At 60.5% G+C, this 14,101-nt stretch carries 16 protein-coding genes; 10 read left to right on the top strand and 6 right to left on the bottom strand.

Translation table 11 applies throughout. The features are described 5' to 3' along the window. Positions 1-99: 99 nt before the first annotated feature. The gene (locus J6524_RS24210; protein ID WP_225675175.1) at positions 100-375 is read right to left on the bottom strand and encodes a hypothetical protein; all 276 of its coding nucleotides are present in this window, start codon (positions 373-375) and stop codon (positions 100-102) included. Between the two features lie 168 nt (positions 376-543). Continuing rightward, positions 544-1,182 (bottom strand): S24 family peptidase, encoded by a 639-nt coding sequence (locus tag J6524_RS24205; RefSeq protein ID WP_225675173.1) that lies wholly within the window; start codon positions 1,180-1,182, stop codon positions 544-546. Positions 1,183-1,314: 132 nt separating this feature from the next. Here J6524_RS24205 and J6524_RS24200 point away from each other — a divergent pair, with 132 nt between their 5' ends. The 3 genes from J6524_RS24200 to J6524_RS24190 are packed head-to-tail and all read left to right on the top strand — an operon-like array spanning position 1,315 to position 2,645. Then, positions 1,315-1,854 carry a GcrA family cell cycle regulator gene (locus J6524_RS24200; RefSeq protein ID WP_225675171.1) on the top strand — a complete coding sequence of 180 codons (540 nt, stop codon included), beginning with the start codon at positions 1,315-1,317 and terminating at the stop codon, positions 1,852-1,854. Continuing rightward, entirely contained in the window at positions 1,851-2,021 is a 171-nt protein-coding gene (locus J6524_RS24195) for a hypothetical protein (protein ID WP_225675169.1), read from the top strand. The genes J6524_RS24200 and J6524_RS24195 overlap by 4 nt, the downstream gene beginning before the upstream one ends. 48 nt (positions 2,022-2,069) lie before the next feature. Beyond that, positions 2,070-2,645, top strand: coding sequence for a DUF6456 domain-containing protein (locus J6524_RS24190; RefSeq protein ID WP_225675167.1), 576 nt, complete (start codon positions 2,070-2,072; stop codon positions 2,643-2,645). On the opposite strand, the gene bamA is transcribed toward J6524_RS24190, so the two are convergent. After that, a complete protein-coding gene (bamA, locus tag J6524_RS24185; protein ID WP_312002462.1) occupies positions 2,626-4,971 on the bottom strand; it encodes an outer membrane protein assembly factor BamA in 2,346 nt (781 codons plus the stop codon). The two genes, J6524_RS24190 and bamA, sit on opposite strands and share 20 nt — an antisense overlap. A gap of 227 nt (positions 4,972-5,198) precedes the next feature. Here bamA and J6524_RS24180 point away from each other — a divergent pair, with 227 nt between their 5' ends. After that, complete coding sequence (locus tag J6524_RS24180) at positions 5,199-6,251, top strand: hypothetical protein (protein WP_225675165.1); 1,053 nt, start codon at positions 5,199-5,201, stop codon at positions 6,249-6,251. Between the two features lie 21 nt (positions 6,252-6,272). Here the strand turns inward: J6524_RS24180 and J6524_RS24175 are convergent, their stop codons facing one another. Continuing rightward, positions 6,273-7,829 (bottom strand): winged helix-turn-helix domain-containing tetratricopeptide repeat protein, encoded by a 1,557-nt coding sequence (locus J6524_RS24175; RefSeq protein ID WP_225675163.1) that lies wholly within the window; start codon positions 7,827-7,829, stop codon positions 6,273-6,275. Between the two features lie 462 nt (positions 7,830-8,291). On the opposite strand from J6524_RS24175, the gene J6524_RS24170 reads away from it, so the two are divergent. The 4 genes from J6524_RS24170 to J6524_RS24155 all read left to right on the top strand — a co-directional run bounded on the left by J6524_RS24170 (position 8,292) and on the right by J6524_RS24155 (position 11,917). Then, a complete protein-coding gene (locus J6524_RS24170; RefSeq protein ID WP_225675162.1) occupies positions 8,292-8,714 on the top strand; it encodes a GFA family protein in 423 nt (140 codons plus the stop codon). Between the two features lie 297 nt (positions 8,715-9,011). Continuing rightward, complete coding sequence (locus J6524_RS24165; protein ID WP_225675159.1) at positions 9,012-10,274, top strand: CaiB/BaiF CoA transferase family protein; 1,263 nt, start codon at positions 9,012-9,014, stop codon at positions 10,272-10,274. Between the two features lie 145 nt (positions 10,275-10,419). Beyond that, on the top strand, positions 10,420-11,553 hold the full coding sequence (locus tag J6524_RS24160) for an alpha-hydroxy acid oxidase (RefSeq protein WP_225675158.1): 1,134 nt from the start codon (positions 10,420-10,422) through the stop codon (positions 11,551-11,553). A 157-nt stretch (positions 11,554-11,710) separates the two neighbouring features. Beyond that, the gene (locus J6524_RS24155) at positions 11,711-11,917 is read left to right on the top strand and encodes a hypothetical protein (RefSeq protein WP_225675156.1); all 207 of its coding nucleotides are present in this window, start codon (positions 11,711-11,713) and stop codon (positions 11,915-11,917) included. Here J6524_RS24155 and J6524_RS37445 read toward each other — a convergent pair whose 3' ends face one another. Continuing rightward, on the bottom strand, positions 11,918-12,046 hold the full coding sequence (locus J6524_RS37445; RefSeq protein WP_283843342.1) for a hypothetical protein: 129 nt from the start codon (positions 12,044-12,046) through the stop codon (positions 11,918-11,920). 343 nt (positions 12,047-12,389) lie between these two features. Here J6524_RS37445 and J6524_RS24150 point away from each other — a divergent pair, with 343 nt between their 5' ends. Next, complete coding sequence (locus J6524_RS24150; protein WP_225675154.1) at positions 12,390-12,743, top strand: phasin; 354 nt, start codon at positions 12,390-12,392, stop codon at positions 12,741-12,743. Positions 12,744-12,752: 9 nt separating this feature from the next. Here the strand turns inward: J6524_RS24150 and J6524_RS24145 are convergent, their stop codons facing one another. After that, on the bottom strand, positions 12,753-12,974 hold the full coding sequence (locus J6524_RS24145) for a hypothetical protein (RefSeq protein ID WP_225675255.1): 222 nt from the start codon (positions 12,972-12,974) through the stop codon (positions 12,753-12,755). Between the two features lie 230 nt (positions 12,975-13,204). Here J6524_RS24145 and J6524_RS24140 point away from each other — a divergent pair, with 230 nt between their 5' ends. Further along, entirely contained in the window at positions 13,205-13,489 is a 285-nt protein-coding gene (locus J6524_RS24140) for a hypothetical protein (RefSeq protein ID WP_225675152.1), read from the top strand. The last annotated feature ends 612 nt before the right edge of the window (positions 13,490-14,101 follow it).

Raw genomic sequence — 14,101 nt, 5'->3', positions numbered from 1 at the left:
GTCCGCACCGTCCGAATAGACTTTACGTGAAGAATATTTAAGCGGGCTGTCGGCTATTACAGCCGCTCATCAATCACAATCTTTTGAGAGGTGAGAGGCTCAGGCCTGCTCGTGCTTGCGCAGGTCGCGAATGTGATCGAAATGGCTGGCTCGCAGATCGGCACCGGTCGCGCCGATGTCGGGCAGAGTCGCCTCGCCGAGAATCTCGGCAGTGACGTCCTCGACCGAGTAATCTGCGATCTCATGGATGAAGCTGATATTCCTGTATTCGCCCGACGCGACCCGGGAGACCACCTCGCGCCTGGTGACTTCCGGATCGACGATGGCCTCTCGGCCGCGGCGGCCGTAGTCAATCATCACGACGAAATACTGCATGCTGGCGATCTGTCCATTCTGCGTCCCAGAAAATCGATGGGCGCAGTATTTCTGAAAAACAGAAATAGGTCAAGAAAAAATTCTGAAAAGCAGAATTGAGCGGCGGGCTTAAAGTATTGGTGCCTCGCATGAACAGAATCGTCGATCCGGAAACCGCGGCAATGGACGCTATTTGTCCGACGCTCGGCCGCCCGTCGTCCTTGCCGCCTTGCGCGCCCGCGCCGCGGCCTTGCTCCGCAATCGCTCGATCTGACCTCTGGGCAGCGTGACGCAGATCTCGCCGATCCATTCCAGCTTGACGCCCGTGATCGGCTTGGCGTTGAAACTCGTGAGATTGACCATGGTCGGCGATTTTCCCCGCTCGATCGTCTTAAGGTAACGCTCGCCGGTCTTCAGGCGGACAGCGGCTTCCTCGCCGTAGAAGCTCGACAACGGATGACGCTGCTCGCGATAGACCACGATGATATCGCCATTCTCGTACTTCGGCAGCATGGAATCGCCGGATACTTCGAAGGCGATGGTCTCTTCGGCAATCGGGAAGGGCAATTCGACCTCGCCAAGGCCTTCCGGCGGCACCTGCTCGAGTTCCGGCTCGATCGATGCGCCCGCGCCGACACGTCCCATGATCGGCACCGAGTTCAGCTCGAGATATTCGATGATCGGCGCGATTTCGGATGCCTTTATCAGGCGTATTCCCGACAGGATTTCGGAAACTGCGCCCGGGCGAACGCCCATCGCGGCGGCCAATCCGCCCTTGGTCTTGCCCGGTTTTTCCAGGCCTCGTTCGATCAATCTCACATCCAGCATGGCCGAATCTCTCCGAATTTCAGAAATCATAGCAATTACGATTATCGGAAATCAAGCTTGACTTTCATTTCGGAATATCCGAAATAGATTGCCGACGTCGGGCGGCGTTAACAAGAGCAAGGACAAACAAGAATGGAACTGTCGAACTGGGCGCCCGAGCACTCGGACGCGCTGCGGGAATTTATTGCCAAAGGCCTGAGCTACTCGGAAGCTGCGCGCGCCATCAATTCACGATTTAACACCGCATACTCGCGCAGTGCTGCACTCGGGCGTGCCCGACGTCTGGGATTGGGAAGATTGGGACCCGACGATCGTCAGCACCCGTCGATGCCGACCAAGCCTGCAGATGCGCAGGCCATCGCAGCCCCCGCTAGCGAATTCAGGGCGCCCGCGCTTCCCTGGCCGATACCGCCGTTCAGGGAGACCAAGCCGGTCAAACTCCGCTGCGTGACGATCGAGCCACGGCATCTCTCTCTGATCGAACTGGAGAGCAGTGACTGCCGTTATCCCTACGGCGGCGATGAAGAGGGCGAGCCCATCACGTTTTGCGGGCACCCGCAGCGTCCGGGTTCGAGCTACTGCACGCCTCATTTTCACCTGAGCCGCGAGCCGATCGTGCCGTCCGAACGTGCCGTGAGCACCGCATTGCTCCGTTTGGTGGAGACAGCATGAACAACTGTAGTTTGACATGCCTGGCCGACAGGCTGAAACGGCTGCCGCGCCGTCACCGGATCGCCCATCTGCGAGCGCTGATCGGCCTTCAACCTGAGGAATGCAGCCGCCGGGACGAATTGTCCGACTTGCTGCGTCAGGAAATGTTGCACGCGTCAGCCGACTAGCAAGTTTCGTCCGAGCCCGAATTCCACTGGTTTCAAGGAGTGCATGAGATGCCGAGAGCCAAACGCCGAAAGCCATACGATCCCGCCAGGGCGCATGATCGAAGGTCCCGCGACTTGCCACGCAATGCCGAAGTCGCAACCGTCGAGGTCGATAATCCCCTGGCGCTGGACCCGGGCGAGAAGATCGTTGCCCTGCGTTCAATCCGCAACGACCCGCTCGCCCGGTTGCACTCCCATCGTCAGATCGATGAAGCGCAGTTTCAGGCGGGGCGCGCGTTCCAGAGCGACTGGGAGAAGGCCGAGCGCGGACCGCGCGCCGTCGATCCGACCCGTGAATATGTCGACGGCGGGCAGGGGCGTGAACCGATTACCGAAGCGCAGCGCAAGGCCGTGCTGCGGCTGAACCGGGCTGAACGCGAGCTGGGCGCAGACGGCTCGGCGCTGGTGCATGATGTCCTGGTTCAGGGCATGACCATGGAGCAGGTTGGCGAGCGGAGAGGACTGCGTACCAAGCGATGGCACGACTACTTTTCAAGACGATTGCGTGAGTGCCTCGATCGGCTGGCGCTGCTGTATGGCTTCGCGACGGAGCATCCTGTTCCCGTCAAAAGCCTCCAGCGCTGAATCGCATCGGCTGCACCACATCATAGGCCGCCTTGGTCAGCGGTATGGCGTAGTCGACGGTAAGGGCGCCGAACGGCGAAGCCCAGGTCAGGCCTGCCCCGACCGACGAGCGCACGACATTTTTGTTGGCGACCTGAAGTCCTGCCGTTGATCCGCTGTAGCGGAACACGCTTCCGGCATCGACGAAGGCGGTGGCCCTGAGGCCGTATTCATTGGGTATACCGGGGATCGCGCTCTGCAATTCGGCGGTCGTGGCCCAAAAGGCACTGCCGCCGACGTTGTCCATCGTGGTGCCGGGCGTGAGATCGCGTGGGCCGAATCCGTTGGGGGCAAATCCGCGCACCATGGTCGGCCCACCGAAGAAATTGTTCATCAGAGGCACCTGCTGACCACCCCAACCAGTGACGTAGCCGCCTTGGGCTCGCACCATTCCGACCAGGTCGCTGCTGAGCGACTTATAGTAGCGCACGTCTTCTGTGGTCTTCAGAAATTTTACGTCGCCGCCAAGTCCCGCCAGATCCTGGCTGAGCTGCGACCTGATTCCGCTGGTTGGGCTCTTTGTATTGTCCAGCGTGCTGTAAGTCACCGTGCTGCCGGGAGCGGAGACCCAGGTCGGACCAGCGGCGGCCGCCTCGCGGACGGCAAGCGACGAGGTCAAGCCAGAACTATTGGGCGAGAGTGTGATGTTCTGATTGTAGATCGAGTAGCGCCACTGCACGCCGATTTGCTCGGTAATAGGCGTGCCGAACTGCAGCCTCGCGCCATAGGTGGTGCTGCCATAGGATTGGTAGCTGCTGACATCGGCTTGCCGCCCGAAGAGTTCGATTCCGGCGGCGACTTTGGTGCCGAGGAAGTAGGGTTCGGATGCGGCCAAATTGATCCCGCGCGCGTACTGGCCGAGGGTAAAGGAAGCCTGGACATTCTTGCCAGTGCCGTAGAAATTGCGCTCGCTCACTTTGACCTCGACGAGCGCGCCGTCGACGGTCGAGTAGCCGCCGGCCACGTTGAAATCGCCGGTCGGCTGGTCGACCGCCTCGATATCGAGGATGACGTGGTCCGGTGCTGAGCCTGGCCTGTTCGATATCTTGACCGATTTGAAGTAGTTCAAATTCTTCAAGCGCCGTTCGGCCCGGTCGATCAACGTCTTGTTGTAGGGATCGCCCTCCGCGATGTCGAATTCGCGCCGGATCACGTAGTCGCGGGTCCGGGTATTGCCATGGATCTCGATCCGTTCGACGTAGGCGCGAGACCCCTGGTCGATCACGAATGCGACGTCGACGCGCTGCGCGACGGCATCGCGGGTGAGGCGAGGGGTCGCCTGGGCAAAGGGATAGCCGAGCTTTGCCATTTCGATCGCCAATAGCTCGGTGGACTTGTCGAGCGCGTTGCCGTCGAACACTGCGCCTTGGCGGGCAGTGGGGAGAGAGCGAAGTTTGTCGCAATCCATGCCCGGGATATTGCAGGTGACGCTGACTTCCCGGAAGTGATAGAGCGGACCCTCCTCGATCGCGAAGTTCAGCGTGAAGCCTTTCGTCGCAGGATCATACTCGACCTTCGCCGGTCCGACGTCGACATCGGCATAACCCTTGCTGCGATAGTAAAGTCGTAGCTGCTCCTGGTCTTGCGCGACGCGGTCGGGATCGTAGACGTTACCGCCGGTCAGAAAACTCAGCATATGGGTGGCGGATGTCTTGATGACGGCGCGGAGCTGGCGTTCGCCGAAGGCCTTGTTGCCCGTGAAGTTGATCTGCCGAACCGGCGTCTTTCCTTCTTCTGAGATGGCGTAGATGAGATCGACCCGGCCGTTGCCGCGGTCGATGATTTGTGGATCGACGCGAACCTCGGCTCGGCCGGCACGTCGGTACGTCTCGATGATCCGGCCGACATCGGACTGCACAGTAGCTCGCTGCAGCGAGCCGCGCGGCTTTGACTCTACGGCGGCGGCAAGGTCGGCGTCCTTGACCTTCTTGTTGCCTTCGAAAGCGACGCGGTCGAGTACTGGCGCTTCGGACAGATGCACGACCAGCCGATCGCCGGCGCGTTCGATGGAGACTTTTTCGAACAGGCCCGTTGCGATCAGCGCCTTCAAGGCGGCGTCACGTGCGGCCTCGTCGAAATGCCCGTTGGAGGACGGACGAAAATGGGAGCGGATGGTTTCGGCGTCGACGCGGCGGTTTCCTTCGACGATGATCGAGCCTCGCGTTGGCGCAGCGGTTTCGGCGACGGCGGGCGTCACGAAGGTCAAGCCAAGGGCGCCGGCAAGCCCGCAAACGGCCACCCCCGATCGAAGCGATCGGTTGCGCTGCGTGATGCGTCTGATCTCCACGTCCCTGCAGGACTCCCAGTTGGTGACCGAGATCGAATTGCCCACGCGGGGCGAAAAAATGTCTGGGATAAGGTGAGTTGCGGGCGGATATGCCGCAATTTTGCCGTCTTTTGTTAAGGTCGATTTTCTCAGAATTGTCGCAATGCACGCTTCATGCTTCGCCATAGAGAGAGCCTCGGTCGCTCGCGCAGGGACCGCGCAGGCGTCGATGCTCGCAGGAGCATCACATGCGTTATGCAGCTTTCGTTGTCGCCGCGCTCATGCTGATTCAGCCCGCGCATGCAGGGAAGGCGCCGGAGGTCGATCCGAGCGCCTCGCTCGGCGTGGTCCAGCGATGGATCTACAACTACCGTGCCAAGCCAGATTACGCCCACGTCCCGGCGGCTGTGCGTGTGCTGCTTCATTCGCAGACGTTCAAAGAGCCGGAGAACGCCGGAATCTATCTCGGCTTTATCGCCGGCGCGATCGGCTCCAACCCGGCCAAGGCCGAGCAGCTCGTTGCCAGCTTCTTTCCCGTTCGACCGGAAGACGAGTGGGTGATCGTTCGGGCTATCGCCTATTCGGGGTTGCCCGACTGGAGAAACGTCCTGCGCCGGGTCGCGCCACGCATGCCGGGCCGGCGGGTCATGATCGACAGCTACCTGACGGGCAAGTTGCCGACCTTGACCGAGATTCCGCTGGAGGAGACGAAGCCCGGAATGATGGACAAGCTGCGCGGGGCTTTCACCAAGAATCCTTTCGCCAAGGACGAACGCAAGCTAAACACGACGCTGACTTTTGCGAGCAACCAGGATCTCTTGGATACGCTGTGGGGCTACTATTTTGCGACCGGCTCGCTTGCGCCGATACAACGCATCGTCCAGATGCTGCCATGGAGCAAGAGCCGCGATACGGTTGACAAGCTGACGGTCGGAAGCATGGCGCGCTATACGCTTGCGAGCTACGCGATCCGTGACGCGAACTTGCGCGAATATCTCCGCAGCGAACTTGCCAGACAGCCAGCGGCGGTGAAGGCGCCGCTCGCGGAAGTGGTCGAAGCGGCGGACACGGTTCAGATCGCAGCTCTTCGCAAGGATGCGCTGGCCGCCGTGGAGGAACTCAAGACAAAGGGCTCCGATAGCCGCCGTGATCTCAGCTTCTGGGGACAAGTCGGCGTTGGCGCGGTCGCGCTCGGCTGCGTGTCAGCGGCTGCGCTGGGTCAAGTCGCGGTCGGCATTCCCTGCGTGATCGGAGGCTCGGCCTCGCAAGGGCTACTGTCATTCTGGGAAAAGCAACAGTAAGGCAGGACGCGGTAGGGCGGTTCATTCCAGCCCGGCGCGACGAAAACCTTCGAGATAATGTTCTCGGTCGGCGTCGAGCTTCCAGGGTAACTGCGTCGCGATCCAGGCCAGCGAAATATTGGGCTGAGTCCGGCGCAACTCCTGAAGCGCTGACTGGGCGAGTTCGATCTGGCCACTCATACCGGCAGCGACCGTCAATACCCGATAAGCGCCGGTGAGATCGCCGCGCTGACGTGTCGCCTCGCGCGCCAGCGTAATTGCTTCCTGATAGTTCCTTCCAACGAACTGGGCATAGGCGGCAACGCCATAATGGATCGCTGAAGAGGGATCGCGCGGGCTCTGGCGGATCGCGCGTTGTGTCGCCGCATACGCATCGGTCCACCGTCCGGTATAGGAGAGTGCCAAAGCATAGTATCCCTGCGCCAGCGAAAAATTCGGATTGAGCTGGAGCGCCAGTTCGAATTCGGCCAGCGAATGTTCGAAGCGGCGCGTGGAAAAGTACACGCTGCCAAGTGCTGTATGTGCCCACACATCCTCGCTGTCAGCGACAATCGCAGCCAGCGCCGCTTGCTCCGCGGTGGGCGCCGCAGTTGCAAGATCGCTCCAACCCAGATGCACGCCAAACATATGATTGGTAGCGAACAAGGCCAGCGCCTGGCCGTAGTTCGGATCGATCGCAATGGCGCGTTGCAGTAGTTCTTGCGCGGCAAGACTGTCGGGTCGCGTCACGCGCCAGTGATGCGACAATGCCCGCATCACAAGGTCCCATGCGTCGATGCTGTTGGGCGGCTTGCGGCGGCTGCGAAAATTCTCCGCTGCGTAGATCTGCGGCTCGATCGCAGCGACGATCGCGTCGGTGATCTCATCCTGCACGGCGAATATGTCGGTGAGCTCTCGGTCGTAATGCTCTGCCCAGATGTGACTACCAGTCGATGTGTCGTTGAGTTGGGCCGTGATACGCACGCGGTCACCGCTTCTTCTCACGCTACCTTCGAGCACGTAGCGCACGCCGAGCTCTGCAGCGACGCGATTTATGTGGACCGGCTTACCCTTGTAGGTGAATGACGAGTTGCGCGCGATCACGAAGAACCAGCGCAATTTGGAAAGGGCGGTGATGATGTCTTCGCTGATACCGTCGGAGAAATACTCTTGCTCCCTGTCGCCGCTCATATTGTCGAACGGCAGCACAGCGATCGCGGGTCGGTCAGGTAGTGTTAGTTCCGGAAGCGATTGCTCTGCTCTTACCTGCGATGCCGCCTTCGCATCACGGGGGCCATTCACGGTACCTACGAAGCGAAGCCCCTTGCGCGGAATGGTGCGGATGAGCCGCTGGTCCTTGCCATTGTCGCCTATCGCGCTCCGGGCAGCGTTGATCCGGCTGTCCAGTGTGGAGTCCGAGACGATCCGTCCGCCCCATACTAGCGCAATGAGATCATCCCGACTGACCACTCGATCGCGATGCCTTAACAGGTGGATCAGCAAGTCGAACACTTGCGGCTGCATCGCCACCAGCTCGCCGCCACGGCGTAGTTCGCGACGGTCCGTGTCCAGGATGTGATTATCGAAGCTGAATTTCACGTCTGCTTCTCAAGAGACAATCAAGTTAGTCTGAAGAAGAGCTGAAGCACAAGGCAAAGTCCCGTGGACGCTCCTCGGGCATTGTTTCAAGGCCGGCAGCTTCAATCCCATTGCCGGTAGCGGAAACAATTTCATGAGGGAAACCTAAGCCGTTAGTCCCGACGCCGGGCAATCGAATACTAGGATTCACTGCATTTCTGTTCGAAGGTGTGGCCTATTTCACATTTCTGTTCACGATTCTGTACGCCATCGGCTTCGTATAGGGGTTTGCTGCGCCGAAGACGATCGATACTGGCGCGAAACCGCCTACATTGGAGGCGATCGTCGTCAAGGGTATCCTTATTTGCCATTCAACATAGCGTCATGGCGCGCAGGTGGCTCAAACACTGGTGGACGCATTTTATTCCGAGGATTGTCAAGCGCTGATCTGATCGATTTAACGTCGTTTTAAGGAGGAAGGTCATGAAGCATACCGGAAGCTGTTTTTGCGGTGCGGTCGAGATCCAGGTCACGGGTGAGCCGGAAGGCATGGGTTATTGCCATTGCCGTTCCTGCCGCTCGTGGTCTGGCGCACCTGTGAACGCGTTCACCCTGTGGAAGCCGGACGCGGTCCGGGTCACGGCGGGGGCACAGCATGTTTCGACGTTCGCGAAGACTCCGATGAGCCAGCGCAAGTACTGCTCGGAGTGCGGCGGTCACCTGATGACCAATCATCCGACGCTTGGACTGATTGATGTGTTCGCCGCAACCCTCCCAACGCTTCCCTTCAAGCCCGGCGTGCACGTCAACTATGCCGAGACGGTGCTGCCGATGCGGGACGGGTTGCCCAAGCTCAAGGATTTTCCTGCAGAGCTTGGCGGCTCCGGCGAAATGATTTCCGAGTAGGGTACGGGAGTTTCAACGGGTCTATTGGCGTTGCGAACGATGTTCGCGTCGCCTGCTTGTCGGCACGGCGCCGCTCTACTCCTTGCCAGACCGGGAGGCGGCCGGCGTCGTCCTTTTACCCTCAGGGGCCGAGAGCATTGCGGCGGCCCGGCATGCCTTGTTGAGAGCTATGTCTGCGGAAAGTCCCGCCCTGCAAAATCGGGGTTTGGCGTTACCCCTCCGGTTCCGGTAAGAAAGCCTTGAACTAGCGGCGAAAATCTTCATTTCGCCAGGCAAAATAACAAGGAAACGCCGGAAATGACTGCCAGACCGCAATTGCCGGAGCGCACGCCGCGCGCAAAGGGAGAGCCCACCGCGCTGGACGGTCTGCTGGTCGTCGACTTCACCCGGGTCGTTGCCGGTCCGGCGTGCACGCAAACACTGGCCGATTTCGGCGCCGAGGTGATCAAGGTCGAAAACCCCGATGGGGGCGACGATACCCGCCACTATGAACACGCTGAAATCGGCGGCGAGAGTGCGGCCTTCCTCAGCCTTAACCGCAACAAACGCGGCATTACGCTCGATTTCAACAATCCTGCAGCGCTCGAAGTCGCGCGCGAACTGATTGCGAAAGCGGACGTTGTCGTTGAGAATTTCTCAGGCGGCGTGATGAAGAAGTTCGGCCTCGACTATGCCTCCGTCGCGCCGACCAACCCGCGGCTGATCTATTGCTCTATCTCGGCCTATGGCCGCAATGGCGAGTTCGCCTTGCGTCCGGGTTTCGATCCGATCACCCAGGCCGAAAGCGGTTTCATGTCGCTGAACGGGTTTCCGGATGGGGAGCCGGTGCGGACCGGGCCGCCGATCGTCGACATGGCGACGGGTATGTCGGCATGCAACGCGATACTGCTGGCGCTGATCGCGCGCGAGCGGCTGGGCCGCGGCCAGGAGGTCGAGGTCGCGCTGATCGACACCGCAGTCGCGATGACCGGATTCTACGGCATGGCCTATTTGATCAGTGGCGCAAACCCGGGCCGCTTCGGGAATTCGCCTAACGGTTCACCTACCGTCGGCGTCTATCAGGCATCCGATGGGCCGCTCTACATGGCCTGCGCCAACGATCGCCTCTACCGCCGGCTTGTGGTCGACGTGCTCGATCGGCCGGACCTCGTCACCGACCCTCGGTTCGCTCACCGGAAGGACCGAACCGCCAACAGGGAAAAGTTGCGCGCCATCATTGCCAGCGTCTTTGCCAGCGACAGTCTTGAGAACTGGATGGCGAAGATGAAGAAAGCCAACATACCGGTCGGTTATCTGCGCACCGTAGCGGAGGGCTTCAACGCGCCGGAAGTGCGTGACCGCCATCGTCTCAGCCGGATTCCGCATCCCACCGCGGGCACTGTCCCCAATATCGAAACGCCATTGCAGATGAGCTTGACGCCGAGCATCGATCCAGTGGCGGCGCCACTGCTCGGCGAACATACCAGGGAAGTGCTCCGAAAGACGCTCGGCTACGACGACCGACGTATTGCTGATCTGGCCGAGGCGGGGGCTTTTGGGAAAGCGGGCAATACAGGCTGAGGTGTGCTGATCGTCCGGCTCACCACTGAAGCATCTCGCAAACGAATAACATCCCTGCGTTTGCACGACGCCTAACTTGTTCAAAACCGGTAGCTTTTCCCATTTATCTCCGGCTAATGTGCCGCCGAAGCGGGAGAGAAACATCATGAACGACGCGATCCCCATCCGGCCGGCGAGAAACGTCGAACTCGGCGCCAGCGGTGAAGAATTCCAGAACCTTCACGAATTCATCCGGAAGGCCCGCGCCCGGCTCAACCAGAACGCCTGGGACTATATCGTCGGCGCGTCGGAGACGGAGACGACTATGCGCCGCAATCGCATGGCGCTCGATGAGATTGCATTCCGGCCCCGGGTACTCCGCAACGTTATCGATGTCGATCCCTCTACTGATATGTTCGGTCGCCGGCTGCGTCTGCCGGTCATGATCGCGCCGGTTGGCGCCCTCGAGATTTTCGATCCCGATTCAGGTGCCGCGGTGGCACGCGGGGCGGGACGGTTCGGCGCGGCTCACATGCTGAGCTCGGTATCCGAGCCGGGTCTCGAGGCGACCGCCAAGGCCGCGCCCGACGCTCTGCGCATTTATCAGCTTTATGTGCGAGGGGACGACGCCTTCGTCGAAGACGTTGTCAGCCGCACCATCGACAATGGCTATGCCGCGTTCTGCCTGACCGTCGATACCGCGCATTATAGCCGGCGCGAGCGCGATATCGCCAAGCGTTATGTCCGCGAAAGTCGCATCAGGGCGACCGGCGGCGACTTCCAGAAGGGGCTGGAATGGCGCACGGTGAAGCTGATCAAGGACAAGTATAAAATTCCGCTGGTCATCAAGGGGATCGCCACAGCGGAAGATGCCAAAATCGCAATCGATCACGGTGTGGAGTGGATCTATGTGTCCAACCATGGTGGCCGGCAGCTCGACCACGGCCGCGGCGCCATGCATGTCCTGCCGGAAATCGTCGATGCGGTGGCGGGCCGCGCCAAGATCATGATCGACGGTTCGTTCTGCCGCGGCACCGACATCGTGAAGGCGATCGCATCCGGCGCCGACCTCGTCGGCATCGGCCGTCTGCAGTGCTGGGCGCTCGCAGCTGCCGGCGAGGGCGGCATCATGCGGATGCTTGAATTGCTGGAAGACGAGGTGATCCGCTGTCTCGGGCTGCTCGGCGTCACCGGCTTTGCCGAACTCGACAAGTCTTACCTACATCCGGCAACACCAACCAATTTGCCGAGCGTGTTCAGCGCCTTTCCGTTGGTGGATATCGAACCCTATCGCTACTGATGATCAGGCCGCAGCCTGGAATTACCCCCGGGACCTCGTTACCCCCGGGGGCGACATCGACATGGCGGGGAACCTGAGGGCGGGTTGTCGCATTATTAAGCGCGTGCGCCGCCGCAACGACAGATCCTGATCCAACCGGCGCAATCGTTGGAAGCGGATGGCAGACAATCCTTTCGCTGAATTCAGCCTCGAGAAGGCCATCGGCCTTCGCTGGACGCTGCGGGATATTCAGGCGCGTCGCCTGAAACTGTCGCCGGTCAGCGACGAAGACTTGAGGATATTGACGGGACTTGGCCTGGTCGAAGTGCGCGACGAGGGGATCGTGCTGACGTCGGCCGGGACTGCTGCGCTGAACGGATCCTGATCAGCGCGCCTTCAGGAAGCTCTCGCCGGAATCGCAAGGCGTGCAGCGATAGGTCAACACGTCGTAATTCTGGTCGCGCGGCTCGACAGCGGCCAGCCGCATCTGCGCGCCGCATTTCATGCAGGGCATTTCTATGCTGGTTTGAAAGCGCGTGCAGGTTGGCGTCGGTCGAAACGTTTGCAGCATCGTATCCCCATGTCTCGAGAGAGACTCAAAAACAGAGACGCAACGCCACCGACAGTTGATGATTCCTCACCCCGAATCACTATGCCACACTGTTGCCACCATTGGAATCGGGCGTTGCATCCGTACGGCTACGGACGGAAAGGGAAAATTTCCCTGGCTCGGTCCGCGGAGTCGGATCGGCCAAATGCCGGTGTTCGCGGTGCAGCGCGGCGGGCTTGCTCCAACACGAAGCAGACGGACCCCGGATTTATGCTAACCTGCCGAAGTCGATACGGGAGAAGCGACGATGACTGAACCGAAACTCGAAGTCCCGGCCGAGCTGCGCGAACTGGCCGAGAAAACCATCGATCAGGCGGAAAAAGCATTCAGCATGTTCTTCGATGCCGCCGGGAAATCCATGACAGCGATGCCGGGGGCCGGTACGGAAATTTCCAAGCAGGCGCTATCGTTCACTGAGCAGAACATGAAGGCCGCGTTCGAGCATGCCCGCAAGCTCGTTCATGCGACCGACCTTCAGGAGGCGTTGCGGATCCAATCCGAATTCCTGCGCAGCCAGTTCACCAACGCCGGTGAACATATGCGACAGATCACCGGCGGCGTCATCTCGGCCGCAAAAGATTCGACGAAGGACAAGTTCTGAGACGACGTGCTAGCGGCGGCGTCCGATCGCGACGCCGAACAAAAAGGCGATGAACAGGCTGGCCAACGGCGCTTCGCGGGTAATCGCACTGATGGTCGAGAGCGGCATTCCCGGTCGCCGCGCCGCTGCGATCACGTCACTCAGGCGATCGACCGCAGCCTGCAGCCCCGCCGATACCTCCGTCAGCGTGCGTGATATGTCCGTCGCGGTGTCGATGGCGCGTTCGGCCATGCCGGGCTGCGGTGGCTCTTCAATGCTCACGTTGTGCAACTCGCTCGATCGCCCGACCTTGGCAAAGCCATGGTTTGCAAAAATCACGGGCTGCCTGACAATGCGCGGCAGCGACATTTGTTCCCGAATGGCATTACTTGATAGCCGGTGCGGAACCTTCTCTATCGCCGTGATTTGACCCCAAAGGAAATCGACATTTGGTCCAAAAGCAAATCAACGCGGATGTTCAGATGGCGAAAGATTTGACGGAAGATCGTTTGAGCCGAACCGGTGGCGTGCCGCTGAAGGTCGCGATTGCCGTCGCAGTCTTCGGCGTGCTCAGTATGCTGATCGTCGACCATGGGCCGTGGAACAAACCGAAAGTACAGCATCCGGTGTTCGCGAACTACAGCACCACTGGCGAAGCGGCGCGCGCGGCCGGAGCGCAGGTGATGCCGACCGAGCCCAGGCTCGATGTGGAGCCTGAGCCGCCCGTGCCAAAGCCGGTTCATCCGGCTAACCCCGCGCCACGCTAGCGAACGGCGTTTGACATGTCGGGCAAATCACCGGCATAAGCGCATCATCACGGAAGCTCGCGCACAGCGGAACGAGCAGGTTTGCGCATGCTACTAACAAGCGTGCCCACCGTGCAGCCCACAGGAAAGCAAGCGCGGCAGCAACAAGAACATCGCGGGCTTGCGCGCATTGGGTCGCGGGTTGCGCCACCCGCTCGATGTCGCTAACGCGCGGATTTGAATCTGTTTTCGCTTCGGCACTTGACGCGTCGGGCAAATCAGGTGCATATTAACACCATCGCAGATCTTATAGAGCCCGCGCCGGAAATGGCAGCGGGCTTTCTCATTTCTCAAGCCAGCCAGGGCGGTCGCGATTTGTCGACGCAGTTGCGTTGAACTTCCCGCAATCGGTGAGCGCTTGAGAAGGGCAGAGACGCTGTGTCGCCTGCATAACGCCATTATAGCGAAAACTGCAAAGCCCGCGCGGAGAAAATCCGCCGCGGGCTTTTGCTTGGAATCCTCGAATCGGACGGCGGCCGCACATCGACGCCGCAACTCCCAACGCCCCCGCCCGGGCGTCGCGAGCGAGCCGCCGTCCGAACCCACTCCATTGGCCGGCATGCGCGAACATGC

This window comes from Bradyrhizobium hereditatis (assembly GCF_020329435.1).
Taxonomy (GTDB): Bacteria; Pseudomonadota; Alphaproteobacteria; order Rhizobiales; family Xanthobacteraceae; genus Bradyrhizobium; species Bradyrhizobium hereditatis.
Note: the sequence above shows the minus strand (reverse complement) of the source record. Positions and strands in the feature narration are given on the sequence as shown.

Coding starts and splice junctions, on each gene's coding strand:
- J6524_RS24210 (WP_225675175.1), bottom strand. CDS start 375: ATGCAGTATTTCGTCGTGATGATTGACTACGGCCGCCGCGGCCGAGAG.
- J6524_RS24205 (WP_225675173.1), bottom strand. CDS start 1,182: ATGCTGGATGTGAGATTGATCGAACGAGGCCTGGAAAAACCGGGCAAG.
- J6524_RS24200 (WP_225675171.1), top strand. CDS start 1,315: ATGGAACTGTCGAACTGGGCGCCCGAGCACTCGGACGCGCTGCGGGAA.
- J6524_RS24195 (WP_225675169.1), top strand. CDS start 1,851: ATGAACAACTGTAGTTTGACATGCCTGGCCGACAGGCTGAAACGGCTG.
- J6524_RS24190 (WP_225675167.1), top strand. CDS start 2,070: ATGCCGAGAGCCAAACGCCGAAAGCCATACGATCCCGCCAGGGCGCAT.
- J6524_RS24180 (WP_225675165.1), top strand. CDS start 5,199: ATGCGTTATGCAGCTTTCGTTGTCGCCGCGCTCATGCTGATTCAGCCC.
- J6524_RS24170 (WP_225675162.1), top strand. CDS start 8,292: ATGAAGCATACCGGAAGCTGTTTTTGCGGTGCGGTCGAGATCCAGGTC.
- J6524_RS24165 (WP_225675159.1), top strand. CDS start 9,012: ATGACTGCCAGACCGCAATTGCCGGAGCGCACGCCGCGCGCAAAGGGA.
- J6524_RS24160 (WP_225675158.1), top strand. CDS start 10,420: ATGAACGACGCGATCCCCATCCGGCCGGCGAGAAACGTCGAACTCGGC.
- J6524_RS24155 (WP_225675156.1), top strand. CDS start 11,711: ATGGCAGACAATCCTTTCGCTGAATTCAGCCTCGAGAAGGCCATCGGC.
- J6524_RS37445 (WP_283843342.1), bottom strand. CDS start 12,046: ATGCCCTGCATGAAATGCGGCGCGCAGATGCGGCTGGCCGCTGTCGAG.
- J6524_RS24150 (WP_225675154.1), top strand. CDS start 12,390: ATGACTGAACCGAAACTCGAAGTCCCGGCCGAGCTGCGCGAACTGGCC.
- J6524_RS24145 (WP_225675255.1), bottom strand. CDS start 12,974: ATGGCCGAACGCGCCATCGACACCGCGACGGACATATCACGCACGCTG.
- J6524_RS24140 (WP_225675152.1), top strand. CDS start 13,205: ATGGCGAAAGATTTGACGGAAGATCGTTTGAGCCGAACCGGTGGCGTG.